Source organism: Rhizobium sp. BK661 (genome assembly GCF_024808825.1).
Classification (GTDB): Bacteria; Pseudomonadota; Alphaproteobacteria; order Rhizobiales; family Rhizobiaceae; genus Rhizobium.
The window spans coordinates 83,598-105,613 of record NZ_JANTYT010000003.1 but is presented as its reverse complement, the minus strand read 5'-3'; the positions used below and the strand labels follow the sequence as shown (position 1 = coordinate 105,613).

Sequence of the window (22,016 nt, the reverse complement as noted above, 5' to 3'; positions counted from 1 at the left end):
TGAAATGAATTTCTCCAGATTCTTTGTCGACCGTCCGGTGTTCGCCGGAGTTCTATCGGTCCTCATCGTGGTCGCCGGCCTGCTTGGCCTGCGTTCACTGCCGATTTCCGAATATCCGGAAGTCGTTCCGCCATCGATCGTCGTGCGCGCCACCTATCCCGGTGCAAACCCGGAGGTCATCGCGCAGACGGTCGCGACACCGCTCGAAGAGCAGATCAACGGCGTCGAGGGCATGCTCTACATGTCCAGCCAGGCGACCTCGGACGGCGTCATGACGCTGACGGTCACCTTCAAGCTTGGCACCGACCCCGACAAGGCACAGCAGCTCGTCCAGAACCGCGTGTCGCAGGCCGAACCGCGTCTGCCGGAAGAGGTGAAGACCATCGGCATCACGACGGTCAAGAGCTCTCCCGACCTGATGATGGTCGTGAACCTGATCTCGCCTGACAACCGCTACGACATCACCTATCTGCGCAACTACGGCGTCCTCAACATCAAGGACCGGTTGGCGCGCATCGATGGCGTCGGCCAGGTACAAGTGTTCGGTTCGGGCGACTATTCGATGCGCGTCTGGATCGACCCGCAGAAGGCGGCCGAGCATGGCCTTGCCGCCAGCGACGTCACCAATGCGATCCGTGGCCAGAACGTCCAGGCCGCAGCCGGCACCATCGGCGCTTCGCCCAGCCTGTCGGGTGTCGACCTGCAGCTGAACGTCAATGCGCAGGGCCGTCTGCAGACGCCTGAGCAGTTCGGCAACATCATCGTCAAGACCGGCACGAACGGAGAGATCACCCGCCTGCGCGACGTCGCCCGTATCGAACTCGGCGCTGCCGATTATTCGCTGCGCTCGATTCTCGACGGCAAGCCGGCGGTCGCCATTCCGGTCTTCCAGTCTCCTGGTTCCAACGCCATCACCATCTCGGACGAAGTCCAGAAGACGATGGAAGAGCTGAAGACCGCCATGCCTGACGGCGTCAGCTACGAGATCGTCTATGACACGACGAAGTTCGTCCGTTCGTCGATCGAGAAGGTCGTCGATACGCTGCTCGAAGCCATCGCGCTCGTGGTCATCGTCGTCATTCTGTTCCTGCAGACATGGCGCGCCTCGATCATCCCGCTGATTGCCGTTCCGGTTTCGATCATCGGCACGTTCGCGGTGATGTATGTCTTCGGCTTCTCGATCAACGCGCTCAGTCTCTTCGGCCTCGTATTGGCGATCGGTATCGTGGTGGACGACGCGATCGTCGTTGTCGAAAACGTCGAGCGAAACATCGAAAATGGTCTCAGCCCGCGGGCTGCCACCTACAAGGCCATGAAGGAAGTGTCTGGTCCGATCATCGCGATCGCGCTGGTGCTTGTCGCGGTCTTCGTGCCGCTCGCCTTCATCTCCGGTCTGTCCGGACAGTTCTATCGCCAGTTCGCGCTGACGATTGCGATCTCGACGGTCATTTCGGCCTTCAACTCGCTGACGCTGTCTCCGGCTCTGGCTTCGCTGCTGCTGCAGGACCATCACGCCAAGCGTGACTGGCTGACCCGCGCCATGGACGCCGTCTTCGGCTGGTTCTTCCGTGGCTTCAACAAGGCCTTTGGCGCCGGTTCGCGAGGCTATGGCAAGGGCGTCGGCGGTCTGCTGTCGCGCAAGAGCATCGTCATGCTTGTGTATGTCGTGCTGGCAGGCGCGACCTACGGGCTCTTCAATGCCGTGCCGGGCGGCTTCGTGCCGGCGCAGGACAAGCAGTATCTGATCGGCTTTGCCCAGCTGCCGGATGCCGCCAGCCTTGACCGTACCGAAGACGTCATCAAGCGGATGAGCGACATCGCCATGGCAGAGCCTGGCGTCGCGCATGCGATCGCCTTCCCGGGCCTGTCGATCAACGGCTTCACCAACTCCTCGAACGCCGGCATCGTCTTTGTGACGCTGAAGGATTTCGAGGAGCGCAAGTCGCCGGCGCTTTCGGGCGGCGCGATTGCCATGTCCCTGAACCAGAAGTTCGGGGCGATCCAGGATGCCTTCATCGCGATGTTCCCGCCGCCGCCGGTCAATGGTCTCGGCACGACCGGTGGCTTCAAGATGCAGCTCGAAGACCGCGCCGGTCTCGGCTATCAGGTGCTCGACGAGGCCAACAAGGCGATGATCGCCAAGGCCTACCAGACGCCTGAGCTGACGGGCATCTTCTCTGCCTACCAGATCAATGTTCCGCAGCTCTATGCCGATCTCGACCGTGAGAAGGCGGAACAGCTTGGCGTCCCGGTAACCGACGTTTTCGAGACGCTGCAGATCTACCTCGGTTCGCTCTATGTCAACGACTTCAACGCCTTCGGCCGTACCTACAGCGTGCGCGTCCAGGCCGATGCCAAGTTCCGGGCGCAGCCCGAGGATATCGGCAAGCTGAAGGTTCGTTCGGCATCGGGCCAGATGATCCCGCTGTCTGCGCTCCTGAAGGTGAACGCGACAACCGGGCCGGAGCGGACCAACCGTTATAACGGTTTCCTCTCCGCCGATATCAACGGCGGTCCTGCTCCGGGCTTCTCCTCCGGCCAGGCTCAGGCAGCGATCGAAAAGATCGCCGAAGAGACCTTGCCGAAGGGCATCAGCTTCGAATGGACGGATCTGACCTATCAGCAGATCCTGGCCGGCAACTCGGGCGTGATCGTCTTCCCGCTGGCGCTGCTGCTGGTGTTCCTGGTGCTCGCTGCGCAGTACGAGAGCCTTGCCTTGCCGATCGCGATCATCATGATCGTGCCGATGGGCGTGCTGGCGGCGTTGACGGGCGTCTGGCTGACCGGTGGAGACAACAACATCTTCACGCAGATCGGTCTGGTGGTCCTTGTCGGCCTCTCGGCGAAGAACGCGATCCTGATCGTGGAATTCGCCCGCGAGCTGGAATTCGAAGGACGGACTCCGGTTCAGGCTGCCATCGAGGCAAGCCGCCTGCGTCTGCGCCCGATCCTGATGACATCAATGGCGTTCATCATGGGTGTCGTGCCGCTGGTCACCTCGACCGGTGCGGGTGCCGAGATGCGCGCCGCCATGGGTGTGGCGGTGTTCTCGGGCATGATCGGGGTCACCTTCTTCGGCATCTTCATGACGCCCGTCTTCTACGTGCTGGTCCGCAAGCTGTCGGGCAACCGCCCGCTGATCCAGCACAAGGAGCACGAGCACGATGCGGAGGAAGCCGAAATCATACGACTCGCTGCCGAATAGCCCCTCCGAGCGGCGAGACGTGGAAAGGCGGAGCAATGCTCCGCCTTTCCTGTTTTCATGGGAGAGCCATACGGCTATGTCTCAAAAGGGATGCAGGGCGAGGGGAGTCGCACACTGCAACGATTGATGGAGGCAGCCAGTGCATATCGCGATTATCGGCGCAGCTGGAATGATCGGGCGCAAATTGACGGCGCGGCTTGTCTCGGATGGACGGCTAGTAGGCCAGTCGATCAATCGGCTTTCTCTTGTTGATGTCGTCATTCCCGCCGCGCCTGAAGGGTTCAACGGGCGTGTCGAGACCAGCGCGATCGACGTTTCTGGTCCAGGGCAAGCCGCGCGAATTATCGCCTCGCGGCCCGATGTGGTGTTTCATCTCGCCGCAATCGTGTCGGGCGAGGCTGAGCTGGATTTCGAAAAAGGTTACGGCATTAATCTAGAAGGCACGCGTGCGCTTCTTGAGGCGATCCGGGAGGCACATCTTCAGGACGGCTATCGGCCCTGCGTCGTTTTCACCTCGTCCATAGCGGTCTTCGGAGCACCATTCCCCGAGGTGATCCCTGACGATTTCAATCTCACACCGTTGACGAGCTATGGCACGCAGAAGGCGATGGGCGAATTGCTCCTGGCAGATTATACGCGCCGGGGCTTCATCGACGGCATCGGCGTCCGGTTGCCGACGATCTGCGTCCGTCCCGGCAAACCGAATAAAGCTGCCTCCGGTTTCTTCTCCGGCATCGTGCGCGAACCATTGGCCGGGCAGGAGGCAATCCTGCCGGTGCCGGAAACTGTCCGTCATTGGCATGCGTCGCCGCGTTCGGCCGTCGGCTTTCTCATCCATGCCGCCAGTATCGATCTCGAGCCGCTTGGCGCCCGCCGCAGCCTGACGATGCCGGGTGTCAGCGCTACGGTGGGGGAGCAGATTGAAGCGTTGCGCAAGATCGCAGGAGAAAAGGCCGTCACTCTGATCCGACGCGAACCCGATGAGCTAGTCATGAAGATCGTGTCCGGTTGGCCGCAGGCATTCGCGGCCGAGCGCGCGAGAAAGTTGGGTTTCGTCGCCGATGCTTCTTTCGACGACATTATTCGCGTGCATATCGAGGATGAACTGGGAGGACGGCTATGACGACCAGCAAATCGCGCAGCATTGCATTCCTGGGGACAGGGCTGATGGGCGCACCGATGGCTCGCCGCTTGCTCCACGCCGGCTTTGCCGTCACGGTCTGGAATCGCAATCATGCCAAGGCGCAGGAACTTGCCGGGGACGGCGCGGTGGTTGCCGATACGCCAGCTGCTGCGGTCGAGGGAGCATCGGTGGTTTTCACGATGCTCACTGACGGAACGGCAGTAGAGGACGTGTTGTTCAAGCAAGGCGCCGCAGAGGCGCTCGATACCGGCGCGGTCGTCATCGATTCCAGTTCCATTGCCCCGGATGCGGCGCGAGAGCATTCCTCGAAACTCGCCGAGCGTGGCATTGCACATCTCGATGCGCCGGTGTCGGGCGGTGTGGTCGGCGCGGCTGCCGGTACGCTTGCGATCATGGCAGGCGGCGACGCCAAGCTGATTGAAGAGCTGGCGGACGTCTTTGCGCCGCTTGGCCGCGTTACGCATGTTGGACCGAGCGGTTGCGGGCAGCTCGCAAAGCTTGGGAACCAGCAGATCGTTGCCATAACGATCGGCGCCGTTGCCGAGGCTATGCTGCTCGTCGAGGCGGGGGGCGGTTCGCGTGAGGCATTTCGCCGCGCGATCCGGGGCGGTTTTGCCGAAAGCCGGATCCTGGATGTTCACGGTCAGCGAATGGTTGATCGCGATTTCGGAATCGCAGGTCCCTCCAAACTGCAACTCAAGGATCTGAACAACATCATCGCGACTGCCGACGGTCTCGCTCTAGCCCTGCCGTTGACGCAAGCGGTGCGTGCCGAATTTGCGGAGTTCGTCGAACATGGCGGTGGCGAAACCGATCATAGCGGCTTGCTGTTGCAACTCGAACAAAAGAATCTTCGTTCCTCGAAAGGCTGAATTGCCTAGTCCACTGGATCTCTGCCAAGATCGAGTGCTGTGTTTCGCCTACAGTTGTTGATGGATTTTTAGTGCATCCTAATTAATCTCTCGCCAAAAGGTTGGTTCTGCCCGCATAATGAGATTCCTCGCACGAGGACCGATACCCTACTGTTACTGAAAGCTGTATGAGGCTTGAACGGCGTTGGCATCGAGCAGTCCCACACGGTCCGAACGAGAGTTCCAGGACATCCTGCGGCGCCTTGAGCTTGCGCTCGATGCGTCCCAGATTGGTGTGTGGGAGCACAATCTCGCTCAGAATGAGATTTCCTGGGACGTCCAGATGCATCGACTGTACCAGACCGGACGAGGCAATGGTCCGGTCCCGACGGCTGTCTGGTCGGATGCAATTCATCCCGACGATCGCGAGCGCGCCGAACTGGAATTCGAGGAAGCGACTGCGCGGCGTGGGCTATACAATTCAGAGTTCCGGATCGTTTGGCCGAACGGTGAGATACGGCATATCCGGTCACGGGCCCATTTCTATGTCAACGAGGAAGGATCCCCCTTCTTCATTGGTGCCGAATGGGACGTTACGGCGGACGTCCTGCTCGCGAACGAGGCTGCCCGTCAGCGCACCGTTGCCGAGGCGCGTGCCTTGGCCTTGGAGGAGAGCAGTGCCCGCATCGAACATGCAGCGGAACACGACTACTTGACGGGACTTCCCAACCGTCGTCTTTTCGACAAGCGTCTGGCGGAACTGGCGGAGGATGCCTCGGTCTCTACGCTTGCAGTCCTGCATCTCGACCTCGATGAGTTCAAGCAGATCAACGACAGCCATGGCCATGTCGCGGGCGACACCGTGTTGCGGGCTGCCGCCTTGCGGATCGAGACGGCTGTTCCGAAGGCGGCCATGGCGGCGCGTATCGGCGGAGATGAATTCGTCATCCTGCTGGTCAATTTCGGTGGTCTGACAGATCTAAACCGGATGGCGCGCGACGTGCAGCGACGCTTGAAGAAGAAGATTCGCTTCGGCCACGAAATGTTGCAATCCGGAGCTTCAATCGGCATTTCCTGGTCATCGGATCGCTCGGGTTCCAACCTCCTCGCAGAGTCGGACATCGCGCTCTATCAGGCAAAAACATCAGGGCGCGACCGCATCGAGTTCTTCTCGCAGCAGCTCAAAGACGATTTGATGGGTAAGCGGCGTCTTGCCGAAGAGTTGAAGCTCGCGCTGGAACAGGGCGACATCATTCCATTCTACCAACCGCAGCTCGATGCCCACACCCGGGAGATCGTCGGAATCGAGGCATTGGCGCGTTGGCATCATAGCGAGCGCGGCACGCTCTCACCCGGTATATTCCTGAAAATCGCCGACGAGTTCGGCTTGTCCTCCGAGATCGATGCTTCGATCCTGCGACGCGTGCTCGCGGATCGGCTGAGCTGGGGGCAGCACGGAACTGCCCTACCGCGAATTTCGGTCAATATCTCCGGACAGCGGCTCTACGATCCGCAATTGATCGAAGATTTGGAGACGCTGGAGATACCGGAAGGGGCTTTGGTTTTCGAGCTCGTCGAGACGATCTTTCTGGATGATTGCGACGATGAACTTCTGCAGGCTGTCGATCGCATCAAGCAAATGGGTATCGAAATCGAGATCGATGATTTCGGCTCGGGCCACGCGTCGCTGATCGGCCTCGTGCGGCTGCGACCGGCCCGGCTGAAGATCGATCGGCAGCTGGTCAGCGAGGTGGATACTTCGTCCGAGCAACGCCGCGTCGTCAAGTCGATCGTCGAGATCGGCAAGGCGCTCGGCGTCGACGTGATTGCGGAAGGCGTCGAGACTGAAAACCATGCGGTGACGCTCGCGAAGCTCGGCTGTCACACGTTGCAAGGCTTCGCGCTCGGCCATCCGCTGCCGGCGTCCGAGATCGATGGGATTTTTGCATCGAAAAAGGAGGCGCTGGCCGCCAACCTCCGCCGTTAGCCAGACGGTAGGTCTACGGTTCGAGTTCGCCGCGCGCTTCCAGATACCAGTCGACGAATGCCTTGACGCCGATATCCAGCGTTGTCTCCGGCTTGTAGCCGGTCAGCGCCATCAACAGGTCGGGGCTGGCAAAGGTGCGCGGCACGTCACCCTTCTGCATCGGCAGCATCTTGCGCTTGGCCGGCTGGCCGAGTGCCCTTTCGACGGTCTCGACAAAGGTCATCAGGTTTTCGGGCTGACCGCCACCGATGTTGACGACGCGGAACGGCGCCTGATGTGAGAGGGTCTCCACCCGTTCGTCGGTCACGCGATTCGCTTCCGAGGGAACGACGGAAGAAAGCCGGAGGATCGCCTCCACGAGGTCATCGATATAGGTGAAGTCGCGGCTCATCTTGCCTTCGCCGTAGATCTCGATCGGCTGGTCTTCCATCATGCTCTTGACGAACTTGAAGAGGGCCATATCGGGACGTCCCCAAGGGCCGTAGACAGTGAAGAAGCGGAAGGCTGTCGTCGGGACCTTGTGGAGATGGGCGTAGCTGTGCGCCATCAGTTCCATCGATTTCTTCGTCGCCGCGTAGAAGGTCAGCGGTTCGTCCGCACGGTCTGTCTCGCGAAATGGAACGGTCGGATTGGCGCCATAGATGGACGACGTCGATGCCAGCATGAGATGGCTGACACCGACATCCTTGGCAATCTCCAGGATGTTCCAGGAGCCTTCCAGATTTGATGTCAGGTAAGCGCGCGGATTTTCCAGGCTGTAGCGCACACCGGCCTGTGCTGCGAGGTGGACCAGCACATCCGGCCTTGCGTCCGCGATGGCGCCTTCCAGGGCATTGCGGTCTTCCAGCATCGCCGTCACCGGGCGGAAGGCAGGAAACTGTGCCAGCGCGGCATTGCGCATGTGCTTCAGCTTGATGTTGTAGTAGTGCGTCATGCCATCGAAGCCGGTGACTTCGTTGCCCTCCTGCAGCAGGCGGCGGGCGAGATGAAAACCGATGAAGCCTGCGGTGCCGGTGATGAAATAACGCATCTACTTCTTCTCGTTCTTCTTTCCGACTGCAAAGTAGCTGAAGCCGTGCTTTGTCACTTCGGCGACCGGGTAGATGTTGCGCAGGTCGACGACAACAGGGGTTCTCACCATAGACTTCAGCCGCTTGAAATCGAGCGCGCGGAACTCGTCCCATTCTGTCACGATGACAATGGCGTCGGCACCGTCAGCAATGTCGTATGGGTCCTTGCCGTAGGTGATCGGGCCGATGACTTCCTTCGCCATCTCCATGCCTTCCGGGTCGAAGGCGTGAACCTTGGCGCCACCGTCCAGCAGCGCCTGGATGATGGTGATCGACGGTGCGTCACGCATGTCGTCGGTATTCGGCTTGAAGGTCAGGCCGAGGATAGCGATCTTCTTGCCCCGAACATTACCGTCGCAGGCTGCGATGACCTTGCGGCCCATGGCGCGCTTGCGGTTGTCATTGATCGCGACTGTCGTCTCGATCAGGCGAACCGGGCTGTCATGATCCTGTGCGGTCTTGACCAGTGCCAGCGTATCTTTGGGGAAGCATGAACCGCCGTAACCGGGGCCGGCATGCAGAAACTTGTCGCCGATGCGCTTGTCCATCCCGATGCCCTTGGCGACCTTCTGCACATCGGCGCCGAGCTGTTCGCAGAGGTCTGCGATCTCGTTGATGAAGGTGATCTTCATCGCCAGGAAGGCGTTGGCGGCGTACTTGATGAGCTCAGAGGTGCGGCGTTCGCAGAAATAAAGCGGCGCTTCGTTGAGGTAGAGCGGGCGATAGACTTCACGCATGACTTCCACGGCGCGCGGCTCTTCAGTGCCGATGACGATGCGATCCGGGCGTTTGAAGTCCGTGATCGCCGCGCCTTCGCGCAGGAATTCGGGGTTGGAGACGACCGCAATATCCTTCTCCGGGAACTCGTCGCGGAAAATGCGCTCGATTTCATCACCGGTGCCGACAGGAACAGTGGACTTGGTGACGATAACGGTAAACCCGGAAACGGCTGCCGCGATCTCGCGGGTCGCGGCATAGACGTAGCTCAAGTCGGCGTGGCCATCGCCGCGGCGCGAAGGTGTTCCGACCGCGATGAAGACGACATCCGCCTCGGCAACTGGAGACGCCAGATCCTTGGAAAAGTCGAGGCGGCCGGCAGTGCGGTTATGCTCGATGATGGCGTCGAGACCGGGTTCAAAAATCGGAACTTGGCCGGCTTCCAGCGCGTCGATCTTCGCGGCCGATTTGTCGACGCAGGTGACATGATGGCCGAAATCGGCGAGGCAGGCACCGGAGACAAGGCCGACATAGCCCGAGCCAATCATCACAATACGCATGGATTCATTCCCTGAGACGGCGATCGCGGCCCGGCCGGTTGGCGGAGCCGCGATGGTGTTACAGGGGGAAGTTTATAAGTTCAAGACAACAGTGATCAGCTGCGGCCGAACTCGTCCACGATACGGATGATATCGTCTTCGCCGAGATAGGATCCGGTCTGCACTTCGATCAGCTCGAGCATGATCTTGCCCGGGTTGGCCAGGCGATGGATTTCGCCGAGCGGGATGTAGACGGATTCGTTCTCTCTCAGCATCTGCACGTTCTCGCCGATGGTCACCTCGGCCGTGCCCTTGACGACGATCCAATGCTCGGAGCGGTGGTGGTGCTTCTGTAGTGACAGTTTCTTGCCCGGCGTGACGAAGATGCGTTTCACCTGGAAGCGGTCGCCGTTCAGCACCGAGGTATAGCCGCCCCAAGGCCGGTAGGAGGTGGGATGGGTCTCGGTCAGCTGCGATGTCGTGGGGGCGGAGGCGAGCATCTTCACGAGGTTGCCGACGTCCTGGCTGTCCTGCAGTCGGCCGACATACACGGCGTCCTCGCTGGCGATGACAGCGATATCGTCCATGCCCTGGACGGCTAGGTGTACACCATGTGTCATGATGAGCGAGTTCTTGGTGTTGACGACCGTCGTATTGCCGGCTGCCACATTGCCATATTCATCGCGGCTACCGCTCTTCCAGACGGAATCCCAGCTGCCGAGGTCGGACCACTTGAACGGCGAGGGGACGACGGCGGCGTTGCTCGTCTTCTCCATGATCGCGTAGTCGATCGAGATGTTCGGGGCCGCGGAGAACGCTGCCTTGTCGAGACGGATGAAGTCGAGATCCCTGACGCTTTTTGCGAGCGAGTCGGCTGCTGCCTTCAATACCGGTGCAGCATAGGTGCGCATTTCGGCGAGCAGACGCGAAACCGAAAACATGAACATGCCGGAATTCCAATAGAAACCGCCAGCGGCGAGCATTTCTTCTGCATTGGCGAGTGGCGGCTTTTCGATGAATCGTGCCACCACCCGAGCACCCGAAGGAAGCTGCTCCCCACCCTCGATGTAGCCGTAGCCCGTTGCAGGCTCGGTCGGCTGTATGCCGAAAGTTGCCAGCTTTCCCTCGGCCGCCGTTGCGGCAGCAATGTTGACACAGCCAAAGTAGGTGTCGTCGGCAACGATTTCGTAGTCGGAGCCGAGCACGTGCATAATGGTGTCCTCGTCAAAACGGTCGCGTACCAGCGTCGCAGCGGCGGCTACGGCGGCGGCGGTATTGCGGGCAACCGGTTCGAGCAAGATGGCGGCGAGGTCGATGTCCAGCTCACGCGCTTGCTCGGCGACGAGAAAGCGGAATTCTTCGTTGGTAAGAATCACGGGCGCTTCGTAGAGCGCGGGATCGGACACGCGCCGCAGCGTTTCCTGAAAAAGTGTCTTGTCGCCAACGAAACGGATGAACTGCTTCGGTGCTGCAGCGCGTGACAATGGCCAAAGCCGAGTACCTTTGCCGCCTGCCATGATCACGGGAACGATCTTCTTCGTCATCTCTAATATCCTTGACTATCTCTTGCTTGGTCGATCAGTTCGTCTTGGCCCACCAGCGGATGCGTTGCAGTCCGGCACCGAGCAACGCTGCGGCGGCGGCTTCGCCTTCTGCCTCAACGTAGCAGCGCATTTCCGGAGCATTGCCGGAGGGACGGAAATGAATGATTCGTCGGTCCTTCAGCGTGACACGCAGCCCGTCGATATCGCTGACGCTGCCAACTTTGCCGATCGGCTCCAGAAACGCCGCGAGGTTGGAAGACCCGGAACGGAGATGCGCCATCAGACGGGCACTTGTCTCAACCGGAAAGTCTTCGAGACGGTCAGCCATGGCAAACGGCAGGCCGTAGGAAGCAACGATGACCGAAAGCGGCTGCCGTCTGGATGCTGCAAGAAACAGCGTCGCCAGGATGGGCACGAAGCAATCGCGCGTCGGCAGGGCGCGCAGCGTGTGGCCGTTGACTTCGGAATCGCTCGCCGTCAGCACGCCGCCATTCGCCTCGAAGCCTGCGACATGGTTCTGGCCCGCTGTGATTGCCTCTTGCATGCCCGATATCACAAAGGGGGAGCCGACGCGGGTGCGAATGACGCTAAAGCGCCCCGCAGATTCGATCCCGGAATTCGACGTAACCGGTGTAACCACTGCGGTCGCACCGAGGAAGTTTGTGGCGATCAATCCAAGAAGATCACCGCGCAGCGGCGTGCCCGTCTCATCTGTCACCAGCGGACGATCGCCATCCCCATCGGCGGAGACGATCGCATCGAGGTCATGTTGTCTGGCGGCATCCGTCAGTTTGGCAATCGTTTCTTCGGAAACGGCTTCGGTGTCGACAGGATTGAATGTCTCTGACCGGCCAAACGGGACAACTGTCGCGCCGTAATGCTTCAAGAGATCCACAAGCAGGTCGCGGGCGACCGTGCTATGCTGGTAGATGCCGACCTTGAGGCCAGCAAGCGCGCCCGCGGGAAGAATATTGGCATTCCGTTCGCGGAAGGCCGTCAGGCATTCGGACGAAACCTCGTGCGGACGTGTGCCGCGGGGCGCAAACGCAAAGCCGGTACGATCGAGTTCTGTTGCCAAAGCGGTGATTGCCGCCTCGTCTGCTTTGTCGATCTCGCCGTCCGGCCGATAGAACTTGATGCCGTTACGATCAGCAGGTATGTGCGAACCGGTCACCATCAGACAGGCGGCCTTTTGCTGGAGACCATAAAGCGCAAGGGCTGGCGTCGGCGGCGTGCCGCAGTCCTGGACATCGAAACCGAGGCTGACAAGGGCATCAGTGCAGTTGGCCGTGATTTCTGGACTCGAATCCCGGTAGTCCCGGCCGATCAGGATGGCGTCGCCCGCGCGCGCCAGTCCGCTGTCGAGCAGGTAGCGTCCGAACGCGGTGGCATAAAGTGCCGAAGCGCGCCCCTTGAGGTCGACAGACAGGCCGCGAAGTCCACTTGTTCCGAATTTCATCTTGAAAGGTTCCCGACGCGCTTGAATTCACCTGCGATTTGAACGCAATCTACCCCGCATTTGTAAATATTGCCGACGGCCAACAATAAAATGTCCGCCAATTCCCGCCTCGAGGCAAGTTGAAAGCGCGCAGAAGCGGATGAGGACTGTCAATGGATGAACAATCGATCGCGCTGGAGGAGAGCTGGAAGAACGCACTCGCTGGCGAATTCTCCAGTCTCTACATGCAGCAGCTAAAGGCGTTCCTCCTCGCCCAGAAGCAGGGAGGAAAAAGGATCTTTCCGAAGGGGTCTGAGTACTTCCGCGCTCTCGACCTCACGCCACTGGCGGACGTCAAGGTCGTGATCCTCGGGCAGGACCCTTATCATGGACTCGGGCAAGCGCATGGCCTTTGCTTCAGCGTCCGACCGGGCGTGCGAATTCCGCCCTCACTCGTCAATATTTACAAGGAAATGCAAAGCGACCTGGGAGTTCAGCCGGCGCGGCATGGATTTCTGGAACATTGGGCGCGGCAGGGCGTGCTGTTGCTGAACAGCGTGCTGACGGTCGAGGAGGCTCAGGCTGCATCGCACCAGGGCAAGGGGTGGGAGCGCTTCACCGACGCTGTCATTCGCAAGGTCAACGACGAATGCGACGCGGTGGTCTTCATGCTTTGGGGCTCCTATGCGCAAAGGAAGGCCGCCTTCGTGGATACGTCGCGTCATCTGGTGTTGAAGGCGCCGCATCCGTCGCCACTTTCCGCACACAGCGGCTTCTTTGGCTCTGGCCATTTTTCCAAGGCCAATGCCTTCTTGCAGGCGCGCGGCCGGGCGCCGATCGACTGGCAGTTGCCCACGAACCCAACTGATCTTTAGGCTCTTTCTGAACGATCTTTATTTGTCGTTCACTAAAAGGAGACAATGCGTTCTGGTCGTCGGGGCTATTCCGATCGACCCTTAGCGATCATCTATATCCCATCCGAAGCCCGCGAGGCGGGCAAGAAAGGGGTCTCAAATGCTCGATCAAATCAAGGGTCTGCACCACGTCACATCGATGGCGGAGGATGCCCGCACCAACAACCAGTTTTTCACCAATGCGCTCGGTCTGCGTCGCGTCAAGAAGACCGTGAACTTCGACGCACCTGACGTCTATCACCTCTACTATGGTGACGAGACCGGCGCGCCAGGTACGATCATGACGTACTTCCCATTCCCGAAGATGCCGCAAGGACGTCCGGGAACCGGTGAGGTCGGGACCACCGTTTTCTCTGTCCCGCAGGGTTCGCTCGGTTTCTGGAGCGATCGTTTGAACAAATTGAATGTCACCGGCCTGAAGACCGAGGAAGCATTCGGCGAAAAGCGCCTGAACTTTGGCGGTCCCGATGGCGACGGCTTTGCGCTGGTTGAAGTCAAGGAAGACGATCGTCTGCCCTGGACGCACGGCGGCATCAGCGAGGACCACGCGATCCGCGGGTTTCACTCGGTCGCCATGCGACTGCGCGATGACGGCGCCACTTCCGAGCTGCTTAGATTCATGGGCTACGAAGTCCAGGAAGAGCGCGATGGCGTGAAGCGCCTGACCATTCCCGGCGGAAACGGTGCCCATCTCGTCGACCTGGAAACCATGCCAAACCTCTCGCGAGCTCTGCCAGGCGCAGGTTCGGTGCACCATGTCGCTTTCGCCGTGGAGAACCGCGAGAAGCAGCTCGAAGTGCGCAAAGCGCTGATGGATACGGGATATCAGGTTACGCCTGTCATCGACCGCGATTACTTCTGGGCGATCTACTTCCGCACCCCAGGTGGCATCTTGTTTGAGATTGCGACCAACGAACCCGGCTTCAACCGTGACGAGGACACGGCGCATCTCGGTGAAGCACTGAAACTGCCGCAGCAACATCAGCACATGCGCGCTCTTATCGAGCAGCACCTGCAGCCGTTGGAAGCCTAAGGGGACACACGATGACCGATAACAGCTATGTGCACCGGCTCCAGGCCGGTGCACCCGGAAAGCCCATTCTTGTCGTACTGCACGGAACGGGCGGCGACGAGAACCAGTTTTTTGATTTTGGGCGACGCTTGTTGCCGGAAGCGACGATCGTATCGCCGCGCGGCGATGTTTCCGAGTTCGGCGCAGCACGCTTTTTCAAGCGTACCGGCGAGGGCGTCTACGATATGGCGGATCTTGCTCGAGCAACGGAAAAGATGGTGTCCTTTGTCGCAACGCTTGCGAAAGAACATGAGGCGACCGATGTCCTCGGGCTTGGCTTCTCGAACGGCGCAAATATCCTTGCCAACGTGCTGATCGAAAAGGGATTGTTCAATGCTTCGGTTCTGATGCACCCGCTGATCCCGTTTCAACCGAAGGCAAATCCAGCGCTCGGCGGACGAAAGGTACTGATCACTGCCGGTGAGCGCGACCCGATCAGTCCTGCGCCCGTGACGAGGGCCTTGGCGGAGTATTTTGAGGCGCAGAATGCTTCCACCACGACGGAATGGCATGCCGGTGGGCACGATATCAGGCAGAACGAAATCGATGCCATTCAGAGGTTCTTCGAGCCATATCGCTAAGCAACTCCTGTCGGATGGCCCTCGACCATCCGGCAGGCTTCATTCAAATGCAGGGGGTGATAATCCAATAGGATTATCTGTGGTTGTGAAGCGTCCCTGCTGTGGTAATTGTTTGCGCGATAAAACCTGAGCGAGTATTCGGCTGTATCGGTTGAGGGTTTGCATTCGCATGAACGATGTCGCAGACCCTCGAATGCTGATTGGACTAGCCCACCGGCAAGTCCGTACAATATTGGCGGTGGCTCTGCCGATCTTCCTGCTGAGTGTTGCTGTCCTCTTCTCTCTCTCACCGCGGTATACCGCTCAGTCGCTGGTTCTTGTCGATACGAGTTCAAAGAATCTTCTCGACCCCAATACTGCCGCCACAAGCGGCCTGACCGACAACTCCCGAGTAGAGGGCGAGGTTCGCATCGTTCGATCCGATGCAGTGCTCCTCGACGTCATAAGGGACGGCAATCTCCTCTCCGACCCGGAGTTTACATCCAATGGTTTCATGGAACCGCTACTGGCCGTCGTTGGCCTCAAGCGGACGGCGTCGTCGGGCGACAAGGCGATTGGGGCCGTTCTTAACTCTTTCAGGTACGCGGTCCGGGTTCGCCGCGAAGGTCTGACCTATCTTATCACCGTCGGTGTGACGTCGAAGGATGCCGAGAAGGCGGCGCGGCTCGCAAATCTTGTGACGGCTGTCTACATCAAGAAACAGGTCGAGGCAAAAGTCGCGAATACAGTCTCGGCCGGCAAGATTCTCGAGCATCAGGTCACGGCCGCTCGAGACGTCCTTGCGCAGAATGAGCGAAATCTCGATCTGTTCGTCACCTCCCATGGCAATCTCCAAGCCGCCGGATCGCTGCAGCAGTTGCGGCTGGCGGACGCGCAATTTGGCGAAACCGCCTCCGATGCGCGCGGTCCAAGCTACGGGCGCGGTGTATCCTCGGAAATCCTCACCCAATACTATGCGCTGCAGCAATCGGCGCAGGTCGCAAGGACCCAATATCAGAACCTTTTGACGCGACTGCAGGATTTCGAGGCGCAGGCGAGTCTCCAGGTCGCCGACAGTCGCATAGTATCCGCAGCGCTCGCCCCGATCGAGCCATCGTATCCGAGGAAAGGTCTTGTGCTCGCAGTGATGGCCATCCTGGCGCTGGGTCTGGGCATTGGAGGCGCCTTGCTCCGGGAATTCTTTATAGGCGGCTTTACAAGTGAGGATCAGGTAAGCGCAGTACTGAACATTCCGCTCGCCTCGGTAACGCCGGATCAGGCAGGCAGCGAAGTTGAAAAGCCGCACGGGCGAGGCCTTTCCGACACAATCATGTCAGCCCCGCTCTCGCTCTTCTCTGAATCACTGCGACGCATCCGCGTGTCGCTGGATCAGACGTTATTGCGAAATGCCGGGCTCCTCGAACCTGAGACCGAAACAGGCGTCGTCGTTATGGTTGCTTCGGCGCTCTCTGGAGAGGGAAGGTCAACGCTCGCGACCTCCCTGGCACGTACCTATGCTTTGGCCGGAAAGCGGACACTGCTCGTCGATTGCGACCTTCGCAAGCCCAGCATCCATCGGCATGTCGATCGCGAGCCGACATCGGCATTCGTCAATCTTTTGCGTGGCGAGCCTGATCCCGGTCTCGCGAACATGGTGGTGACAGATCACGCTACCAACCTCTCCGTGATCCTCGGCGCACGGCCCGCCGAATTTCCGACGGACGAGCTTCTGATGGGGCCGCGGGTCAGGAAACTGCTGGAGCGAGCACGCCAGCACTTCGACTACATTATCGTCGACACGCCTCCAATGGAGGCGGCTGTTGATGCCCTCTATCTCGCGCGGCTGAGCGACGCTGTGCTCTTCGTCGTGCAGTGGGCGACTACGCCTCAAAAGGCCGCGCGAAAGGCAGTCACCGCCCTAAGGGGCCATACGAGAGATGCAGCGCCAATCATCGCGGTGCTGAACAGACGGGATCAACGCAAGTGGTTCGCGGTTGGAGGGCATTATGTTCTTGCAAGTGCCTAAGAACTGCGTGCGTGGCGTAGGCTTCAGCCGAGCAGCAGGCTGCGCGGGGGTGGTTGGAATACAGCAGTGGCGGCGGCTTTCTGCTGGGGCGGTCAATTTGCGGCATCTTTTTCTTCATTTCATCTGAGAAAAGACATGAATTGCCGACGGCGTATACTTATTCATGATTACTCGGGTCACCCTTTTCAGGTCGAGCTGTCGCGCTGTCTTGCAGAACGCGGCCATCAGGTTTTCCACGTCCATTCAGAGAGCTTTCAAACCCCTAAGGGCGACCTGACGAACCGTTCGGATGATCCCACGAGCTTGCAGATCGCAGGTGTTCGTCTGGACGGAGTCTTTCACAAGAACAGTTTCCTCAGGCGAAGGTCCCAAGAGATCGAAACCGGACGGTTGGTTGCAGTTCAAATCCAGCAATTTCGGCCGGAGGTCGTTATTTCCTCCAACGCCCCGCTGGATACCCAAGCCGTGATCTACAAAGCGACACGGGCGATCGGAGCAAAATTCGTCTTCTGGCTTCAGGATATCTATAGCGAAGCGATCGGCCGCATCTTGCCCCGTAAGCTTCCGGTGCTCGGCAGCCTTGTCGCCAAGCGCTATCGCAAGCTCGAATACGACCTCTTGAGGGGAAGCGACCATATCGTCGCGATCACGGACGACTTTGTCCCGTTTCTTTGCAACAACGGCGTCTCAACTCACGATATTTCCGTCATTGAAAATTGGGCGCCGCTGAATGATGTGAGCGCGCAAGGGCGAGCGAAGCCGGGAAATGGAACGATACACGCCGTTTACGCGGGAACGTTGGGCTACAAGCACAATCCCGAGGTTCTTCTTTCTGCGGCGAAAGCGCTGACCGTGACGATTGACGTCCTCTCCGAGGGCCGCGCGGCAGACGAGCTCGCGCATCGTGCAAAGACCGAAGGCATAACCAACCTCGTGGTCCGACCGTGGGTTCGATTCTCGGATCTGCCGGGGGTGTTGGCTGATGCCGACATACTGATCGCCATGATCGAAGCCGATGCTGGGATCTTTTCGGTGCCGTCGAAGGTACTCACTTACCTCTGCTCCGGGAAGCCAGTACTCGCCGCCATCCCCGCAGGAAATCTCGCTCGGAGAATCCTCGAGCGGGAGCAAGCCGGGCTCGTTTCGGAACCCGGCAATCACGCAGATTTCGTGACCAATTTTCGTCAGTTGGCTGAGCGTGCGGAGGTCCGGGCGAAGCTTGGCGCAAATGGTCGCGCGTATGCCGAGAGAAGTTTCGGGATTGATCGGATTGCGGATCGATTTGAGGGAATTCTTGAACGGCTGTTCTTGATGGAGTTGCAGGCAAAATAGCGCTGGGGGGCGTAAGGTGCTGGGGAAAACTGCTCTTGTCTGTGGTGCCGGAGGCTTCATCGGCAGCCACCTTGTCCGACGGTTGAAGCATGAGGGGTTCTGGGTTCGCGGCGTCGATCTCAAGTATCCGGAATATGAAGCGACGGTAGCCGACGAATTCATTGCGGGTGACCTTCGCCGGCAGGATGTTTGCGAGAGGGTCATCGACGGTCGCTTCGACGAGGTCTACCAGATGGCCGCTGACATGGGCGGGGCTGGGTATATCTTCACCGGCGAGCACGACGCCGACATCATCCACAATTCTGCAACCATCAACCTCAATGTCGCCGAAATCTGCCGCCGTCAGAATGTCGAGCGAATTTTCTACTCCTCTTCGGCCTGCATCTATCCTGCGTACAATCAGGAAGATCCGGACAATCCCAATTGCGCGGAATCATCGGCCTATCCCGCCGCGCCAGACAGCGAATATGGGTGGGAGAAACTCATCTCCGAGCGCCTCTTTCTCGCCTACAACCGCAACCATGGAATGAAGAACCGCGTTGCGCGATACCACAACATCTTCGGACCTTCCGGTACATGGCAAGGCGGCAAGGAAAAAGCGCCAGCTGCAATCTGCCGCAAGGTTGCGATCGCCTCGCATGGCGATGAAATCGAGATCTGGGGTGATGGCCTGCAGACCCGCTCTTTCCTCTACATAGACGAATGTCTGGAGGGAACGACACGCCTGATGCGCTCCGGTTTCGAGGGACCGGTCAACATCGGGTCGGACGAGATGGTGACTATCAACCAGCTCGTTGACATGGTCTGTGCCATCGCCGGCAAGCGGCTTCAGAAGCGACATATTCCCGGTCCCCTTGGTGTCCGCGGGCGGAACTCCGATAATCGTTTGATCGAGGAGAAGCTGGGCTGGCGACCAGCGCAAAGCCTCATTACCGGTTTGGAGGCAACTTATGCCTGGATCGAGAGCCAGTTGATCCGAGTGGCCGCATGACGGCGATCGGTGCTCACCAGGCAAAGGTACGTGGTGAGCGAGGCCTGTCGTGGCGGGGAACCGGCAACGCAGCGCTGTTGATTGCGAGCTTCGGGATAGGGCAGGGATCGATCTTTCTCGCGCAGACCCTGCTGGTCAGTCGGGGGGAACTCGAGCTACTGGCGCGCTTCGGGACATGTTTTTCCTTTGCTGTTCTCGCGCTGATGATTGTCGATTTTGGATGCATGACCTCGGTCGCCCGCAGAGTTGCCTTAGCAGATGTCAAGGGTGACGGTGCGGAGATCCGACACTGCTTCTGGTCCGGAAGCATGGTGCGGCTTTGCGTGGCCATTGCTGTCGCATTGATTGGTTTGTCGTACGCGCTGTGGTCGTGGGATGACTTCAGCTGCGCCTACCTCACAGCGGCCACTCCGGCCCTCATATTCTGGGCTTTCAACGCCGGCGGCATTCTTGATGGACTGAAGCTGAGTGGACTGAGCGGGGTGACCGGCATGGCGACGTACCTCTGCTCTGGGGCAGCGCTGCTGCCTGCGAGCGGTCTTTCGGCCAACCAGTCTGGTCTGATTCTCGGGGCGGCCTTGTCGATGGGATGCGGCATCGCCGTCACCATGCAGTTGTTGACCCTTTGCCATGTCGGCCGCCCTCCTGGGAGGATATCGGTGACATGGCGACGCTGCAGGGACCTTGTCCGCGAAGGAGTGTCGGTCTTGCTTGCGCTACTGCCGGGGCAGCTGTCGTTTCGATTCCAGCTCATTATCTGCTCACTGCTTTTTGGCCAGGGACCGACGGCGATTTTTCTCTACGGTCGGCAGATTACGGCAGCGGGCTCGCAGGTCCTGGAATGTGTCCGCCGAGCGCATTTTCCTCTGCTCGTACACAGGATTGCCACGAGCGTCAGCCCGGTTTGGACAGCATGCGGCGTTCAGCGCTTGGCCACATGGATTTCCGTATCTGGTTCATCTGGCCTTTTGATAGCCGGTTTGCTGATCGCCGGATCGACACATGCTGCGATCGCCGCAGCGGCCGGTGTTGTCAGTCTTTTCTCGTTTGGGATACTGAGCGGTGCATTGGTGTCGACGCTATCCCAGGCGGCACAGGCACTGGGGCACTACCGCGCGGTCGCCTTGTCGGCCAATGGCGCCATGCTGATCTGTTTCGTCGCAACTGCCGCGCTCGGCTACTGGCTTGGTCTTGCTGGGCTTGCGGTTGCCGAGGTGGTCTCGCATGCCGCGGGCGCGTTGGGCCTTTGGTATCTGCTCTTTCGTCGTGGTCTACCGGCATGGCGAGGGAAGTGATGATCAGGCTCGGGACGGTGCTGGCACTCTACCTCCTCAACTTGCCTTTCGCCGACAGTCTTTTCGTGGTCGGCCTGAGCTTGCCGCTGTTCGCCATTGTGATCGTCGGTTTGGGGCGCCTGCGATCGCGCGATTTCGAGATTGGCGACATTTTCTGGTTCTGTCTGTTTATCTATTTTGTGATCTCGCCGTTGCAGCGAATTCATGGGGACCGGATCGGTGGCGCGACTGCGATAACGGCCTACGCCTACGATCCGGCCGAGTACGCTCTGGCGATGCTGGTCGTCGTTGTCTTTGCCTTCCCATTCCTCTTCGTGTCGATGCAATCCGATGAACAGCCGGCGGCGACCGATGTCCGACCTGCTATACCTTTCATCCTCTTCCTCAACGTCGTTGCCTTCATCCTGTTCGCCATGTCCGAAGGTGGCTTCGAAAGGCTGCTTTCATCGCGCTTGGAGCAGGATGGCTCGCAGCCCTTCATCGCGAGCATGCTATTTCTGGCCGTTCAATCTGCGAGTGCTTGCCTGGTGGCAGCATACTGTCGCTTATCGCCGCGTAGGCTTACCGCGGTGTCGATGCTGCTGCTCGTTCTGGTTTTGCTGGCGGTCGCCAGAAACCCGTTCAATGCACCACGCTTCGTGCTGCTGGCGGTGTGGGGACCCGTGTTCCTGGCACTCGCTGGTGGCAAGCTATCGGCGGCGAAATTCTACCTTTGTGGCCTGGTGGCGCTGACGATCCTGTTTCCGATCCTCAATATAACGACACGCTCAGGATTGGAGGGATTGCAGGATCTGTCGCAGGTCTCGGTTGTCGGGAACTTCTTTGACATCCCTTCCGTCGATGTGTTTGACATGGCTGTCCACTCCGTCCGCTACATGTCGACGCATGATCTCATGTGGGGCGAAAAGCTGACCGCTGTCGTACTGTTCTTCGTTCCCCGCGCCGTCTGGCCGGGTAAACCGATCGTCGGCGGGCTTGATATCGGCAATGATCTCTTTGCCGCCGGCATGTACGGGACGCCAAACCTCTCCCTCTTTCTCGGCTGCGATTTCTACATGGATTTCGGGTTTGTGGGCGTCGTGCTTGGCGGCTTCGCATGTGCATTTCTGCTGGGAGCGATGATCCGGTTCAACCAGGACAGGTTCTTCGGGGTTCGCGTACTCCAATTCTTCATCGCAGCGTCCTTGCCCATTCTTCTGCGTGGGCCGGTGGGTGCGGTGCTTCCGCTTTTCGTCTGTCAACTGTTTGTCGCGAAGCTGCTTTCGGTCTCGCTCCGGCGGTTCGTCCAGCCACCGGCACAGTTAGCCGCCGTTCGAGCTTGGAGGCGATGA

16 protein-coding genes are annotated in these 22,016 nt (G+C 59.5%); 12 read left to right on the top strand and 4 right to left on the bottom strand.

Annotation, left to right across the window (positions count from 1 at the left end; genetic code table 11):
* Window positions 1-4 precede the first annotated feature (4 nt).
* The 4 genes from FHX16_RS09310 to FHX16_RS09295 all read left to right on the top strand — a co-directional run bounded on the left by FHX16_RS09310 (window position 5) and on the right by FHX16_RS09295 (window position 7,187).
* Complete coding sequence (locus FHX16_RS09310) at window positions 5-3,205, top strand: efflux RND transporter permease subunit (RefSeq protein ID WP_183861587.1); 3,201 nt, start codon at window positions 5-7, stop codon at window positions 3,203-3,205.
* Window positions 3,206-3,344: 139 nt separating this feature from the next.
* Window positions 3,345-4,328, top strand: a complete 984-nt coding sequence (gene denD / locus FHX16_RS09305) for a D-erythronate dehydrogenase (RefSeq protein WP_183861585.1) — start codon at window positions 3,345-3,347, stop codon at window positions 4,326-4,328.
* Window positions 4,325-5,221, top strand: coding sequence for an NAD(P)-dependent oxidoreductase (locus FHX16_RS09300; protein WP_183861583.1), 897 nt, complete (start codon window positions 4,325-4,327; stop codon window positions 5,219-5,221). The genes denD and FHX16_RS09300 overlap by 4 nt, the downstream gene beginning before the upstream one ends.
* A gap of 184 nt (window positions 5,222-5,405) precedes the next feature.
* Window positions 5,406-7,187: a bifunctional diguanylate cyclase/phosphodiesterase gene (locus FHX16_RS09295; RefSeq protein WP_183861581.1), complete on the top strand. Its 1,782-nt coding sequence runs from the start codon at window positions 5,406-5,408 to the stop codon at window positions 7,185-7,187.
* Between the two features lie 13 nt (window positions 7,188-7,200).
* Here the strand turns inward: FHX16_RS09295 and FHX16_RS09290 are convergent, their stop codons facing one another.
* The 4 genes from FHX16_RS09290 to FHX16_RS09275 all read right to left on the bottom strand — a co-directional run bounded on the left by FHX16_RS09290 (window position 7,201) and on the right by FHX16_RS09275 (window position 12,516).
* On the bottom strand, window positions 7,201-8,217 hold the full coding sequence (locus FHX16_RS09290; protein ID WP_183861579.1) for an NAD-dependent epimerase/dehydratase family protein: 1,017 nt from the start codon (window positions 8,215-8,217) through the stop codon (window positions 7,201-7,203).
* On the bottom strand, window positions 8,218-9,534 hold the full coding sequence (locus FHX16_RS09285) for a UDP-glucose/GDP-mannose dehydrogenase family protein (protein WP_183861577.1): 1,317 nt from the start codon (window positions 9,532-9,534) through the stop codon (window positions 8,218-8,220).
* 95 nt (window positions 9,535-9,629) lie between these two features.
* Window positions 9,630-11,057, bottom strand: a complete 1,428-nt coding sequence (locus tag FHX16_RS09280; RefSeq protein WP_183755576.1) for a mannose-1-phosphate guanylyltransferase/mannose-6-phosphate isomerase — start codon at window positions 11,055-11,057, stop codon at window positions 9,630-9,632.
* Window positions 11,058-11,091: 34 nt separating this feature from the next.
* Window positions 11,092-12,516: a phosphomannomutase gene (locus FHX16_RS09275; RefSeq protein WP_259127166.1), complete on the bottom strand. Its 1,425-nt coding sequence runs from the start codon at window positions 12,514-12,516 to the stop codon at window positions 11,092-11,094.
* Between the two features lie 152 nt (window positions 12,517-12,668).
* Between FHX16_RS09275 and ung the strand changes: the two genes are divergently transcribed.
* The 8 genes from ung (at window position 12,669) to FHX16_RS09235 (ending at window position 22,016) form a co-directional block, all read left to right on the top strand.
* A complete protein-coding gene (gene ung / locus FHX16_RS09270; RefSeq protein ID WP_183861573.1) occupies window positions 12,669-13,370 on the top strand; it encodes a uracil-DNA glycosylase in 702 nt (233 codons plus the stop codon).
* A gap of 139 nt (window positions 13,371-13,509) precedes the next feature.
* Window positions 13,510-14,442 carry a VOC family protein gene (locus tag FHX16_RS09265; RefSeq protein WP_183755579.1) on the top strand — a complete coding sequence of 311 codons (933 nt, stop codon included), beginning with the start codon at window positions 13,510-13,512 and terminating at the stop codon, window positions 14,440-14,442.
* An 11-nt stretch (window positions 14,443-14,453) separates the two neighbouring features.
* A complete protein-coding gene (locus FHX16_RS09260; protein ID WP_183861571.1) occupies window positions 14,454-15,062 on the top strand; it encodes an alpha/beta hydrolase in 609 nt (202 codons plus the stop codon).
* 169 nt (window positions 15,063-15,231) lie between these two features.
* On the top strand, window positions 15,232-17,067 hold the full coding sequence (locus FHX16_RS09255; RefSeq protein ID WP_246712588.1) for a GNVR domain-containing protein: 1,836 nt from the start codon (window positions 15,232-15,234) through the stop codon (window positions 17,065-17,067).
* A gap of 66 nt (window positions 17,068-17,133) precedes the next feature.
* Window positions 17,134-18,399, top strand: a complete 1,266-nt coding sequence (locus FHX16_RS09250) for a glycosyltransferase family 4 protein (RefSeq protein ID WP_259127156.1) — start codon at window positions 17,134-17,136, stop codon at window positions 18,397-18,399.
* Window positions 18,400-18,415: 16 nt separating this feature from the next.
* Window positions 18,416-19,390: an NAD-dependent epimerase/dehydratase family protein gene (locus tag FHX16_RS09245; protein ID WP_183861569.1), complete on the top strand. Its 975-nt coding sequence runs from the start codon at window positions 18,416-18,418 to the stop codon at window positions 19,388-19,390.
* A complete protein-coding gene (locus tag FHX16_RS09240; RefSeq protein WP_259127152.1) occupies window positions 19,387-20,685 on the top strand; it encodes an oligosaccharide flippase family protein in 1,299 nt (432 codons plus the stop codon). The genes FHX16_RS09245 and FHX16_RS09240 overlap by 4 nt, the downstream gene beginning before the upstream one ends.
* On the top strand, window positions 20,685-22,016 hold the full coding sequence (locus FHX16_RS09235) for a hypothetical protein (protein WP_183861565.1): 1,332 nt from the start codon (window positions 20,685-20,687) through the stop codon (window positions 22,014-22,016). The genes FHX16_RS09240 and FHX16_RS09235 overlap by 1 nt, the downstream gene beginning before the upstream one ends.

Coding starts and splice junctions, on each gene's coding strand:
- FHX16_RS09310 (WP_183861587.1), top strand. CDS start 5: ATGAATTTCTCCAGATTCTTTGTCGACCGTCCGGTGTTCGCCGGAGTT.
- FHX16_RS09300 (WP_183861583.1), top strand. CDS start 4,325: ATGACGACCAGCAAATCGCGCAGCATTGCATTCCTGGGGACAGGGCTG.
- FHX16_RS09290 (WP_183861579.1), bottom strand. CDS start 8,217: ATGCGTTATTTCATCACCGGCACCGCAGGCTTCATCGGTTTTCATCTC.
- FHX16_RS09285 (WP_183861577.1), bottom strand. CDS start 9,534: ATGCGTATTGTGATGATTGGCTCGGGCTATGTCGGCCTTGTCTCCGGT.
- FHX16_RS09280 (WP_183755576.1), bottom strand. CDS start 11,057: ATGACGAAGAAGATCGTTCCCGTGATCATGGCAGGCGGCAAAGGTACT.
- FHX16_RS09275 (WP_259127166.1), bottom strand. CDS start 12,516: ATGAAATTCGGAACAAGTGGACTTCGCGGCCTGTCTGTCGACCTCAAG.
- ung (WP_183861573.1), top strand. CDS start 12,669: ATGGATGAACAATCGATCGCGCTGGAGGAGAGCTGGAAGAACGCACTC.
- FHX16_RS09265 (WP_183755579.1), top strand. CDS start 13,510: ATGCTCGATCAAATCAAGGGTCTGCACCACGTCACATCGATGGCGGAG.
- FHX16_RS09260 (WP_183861571.1), top strand. CDS start 14,454: ATGACCGATAACAGCTATGTGCACCGGCTCCAGGCCGGTGCACCCGGA.
- FHX16_RS09255 (WP_246712588.1), top strand. CDS start 15,232: ATGAACGATGTCGCAGACCCTCGAATGCTGATTGGACTAGCCCACCGG.
- FHX16_RS09240 (WP_259127152.1), top strand. CDS start 19,387: ATGACGGCGATCGGTGCTCACCAGGCAAAGGTACGTGGTGAGCGAGGC.
- FHX16_RS09235 (WP_183861565.1), top strand. CDS start 20,685: ATGATCAGGCTCGGGACGGTGCTGGCACTCTACCTCCTCAACTTGCCT.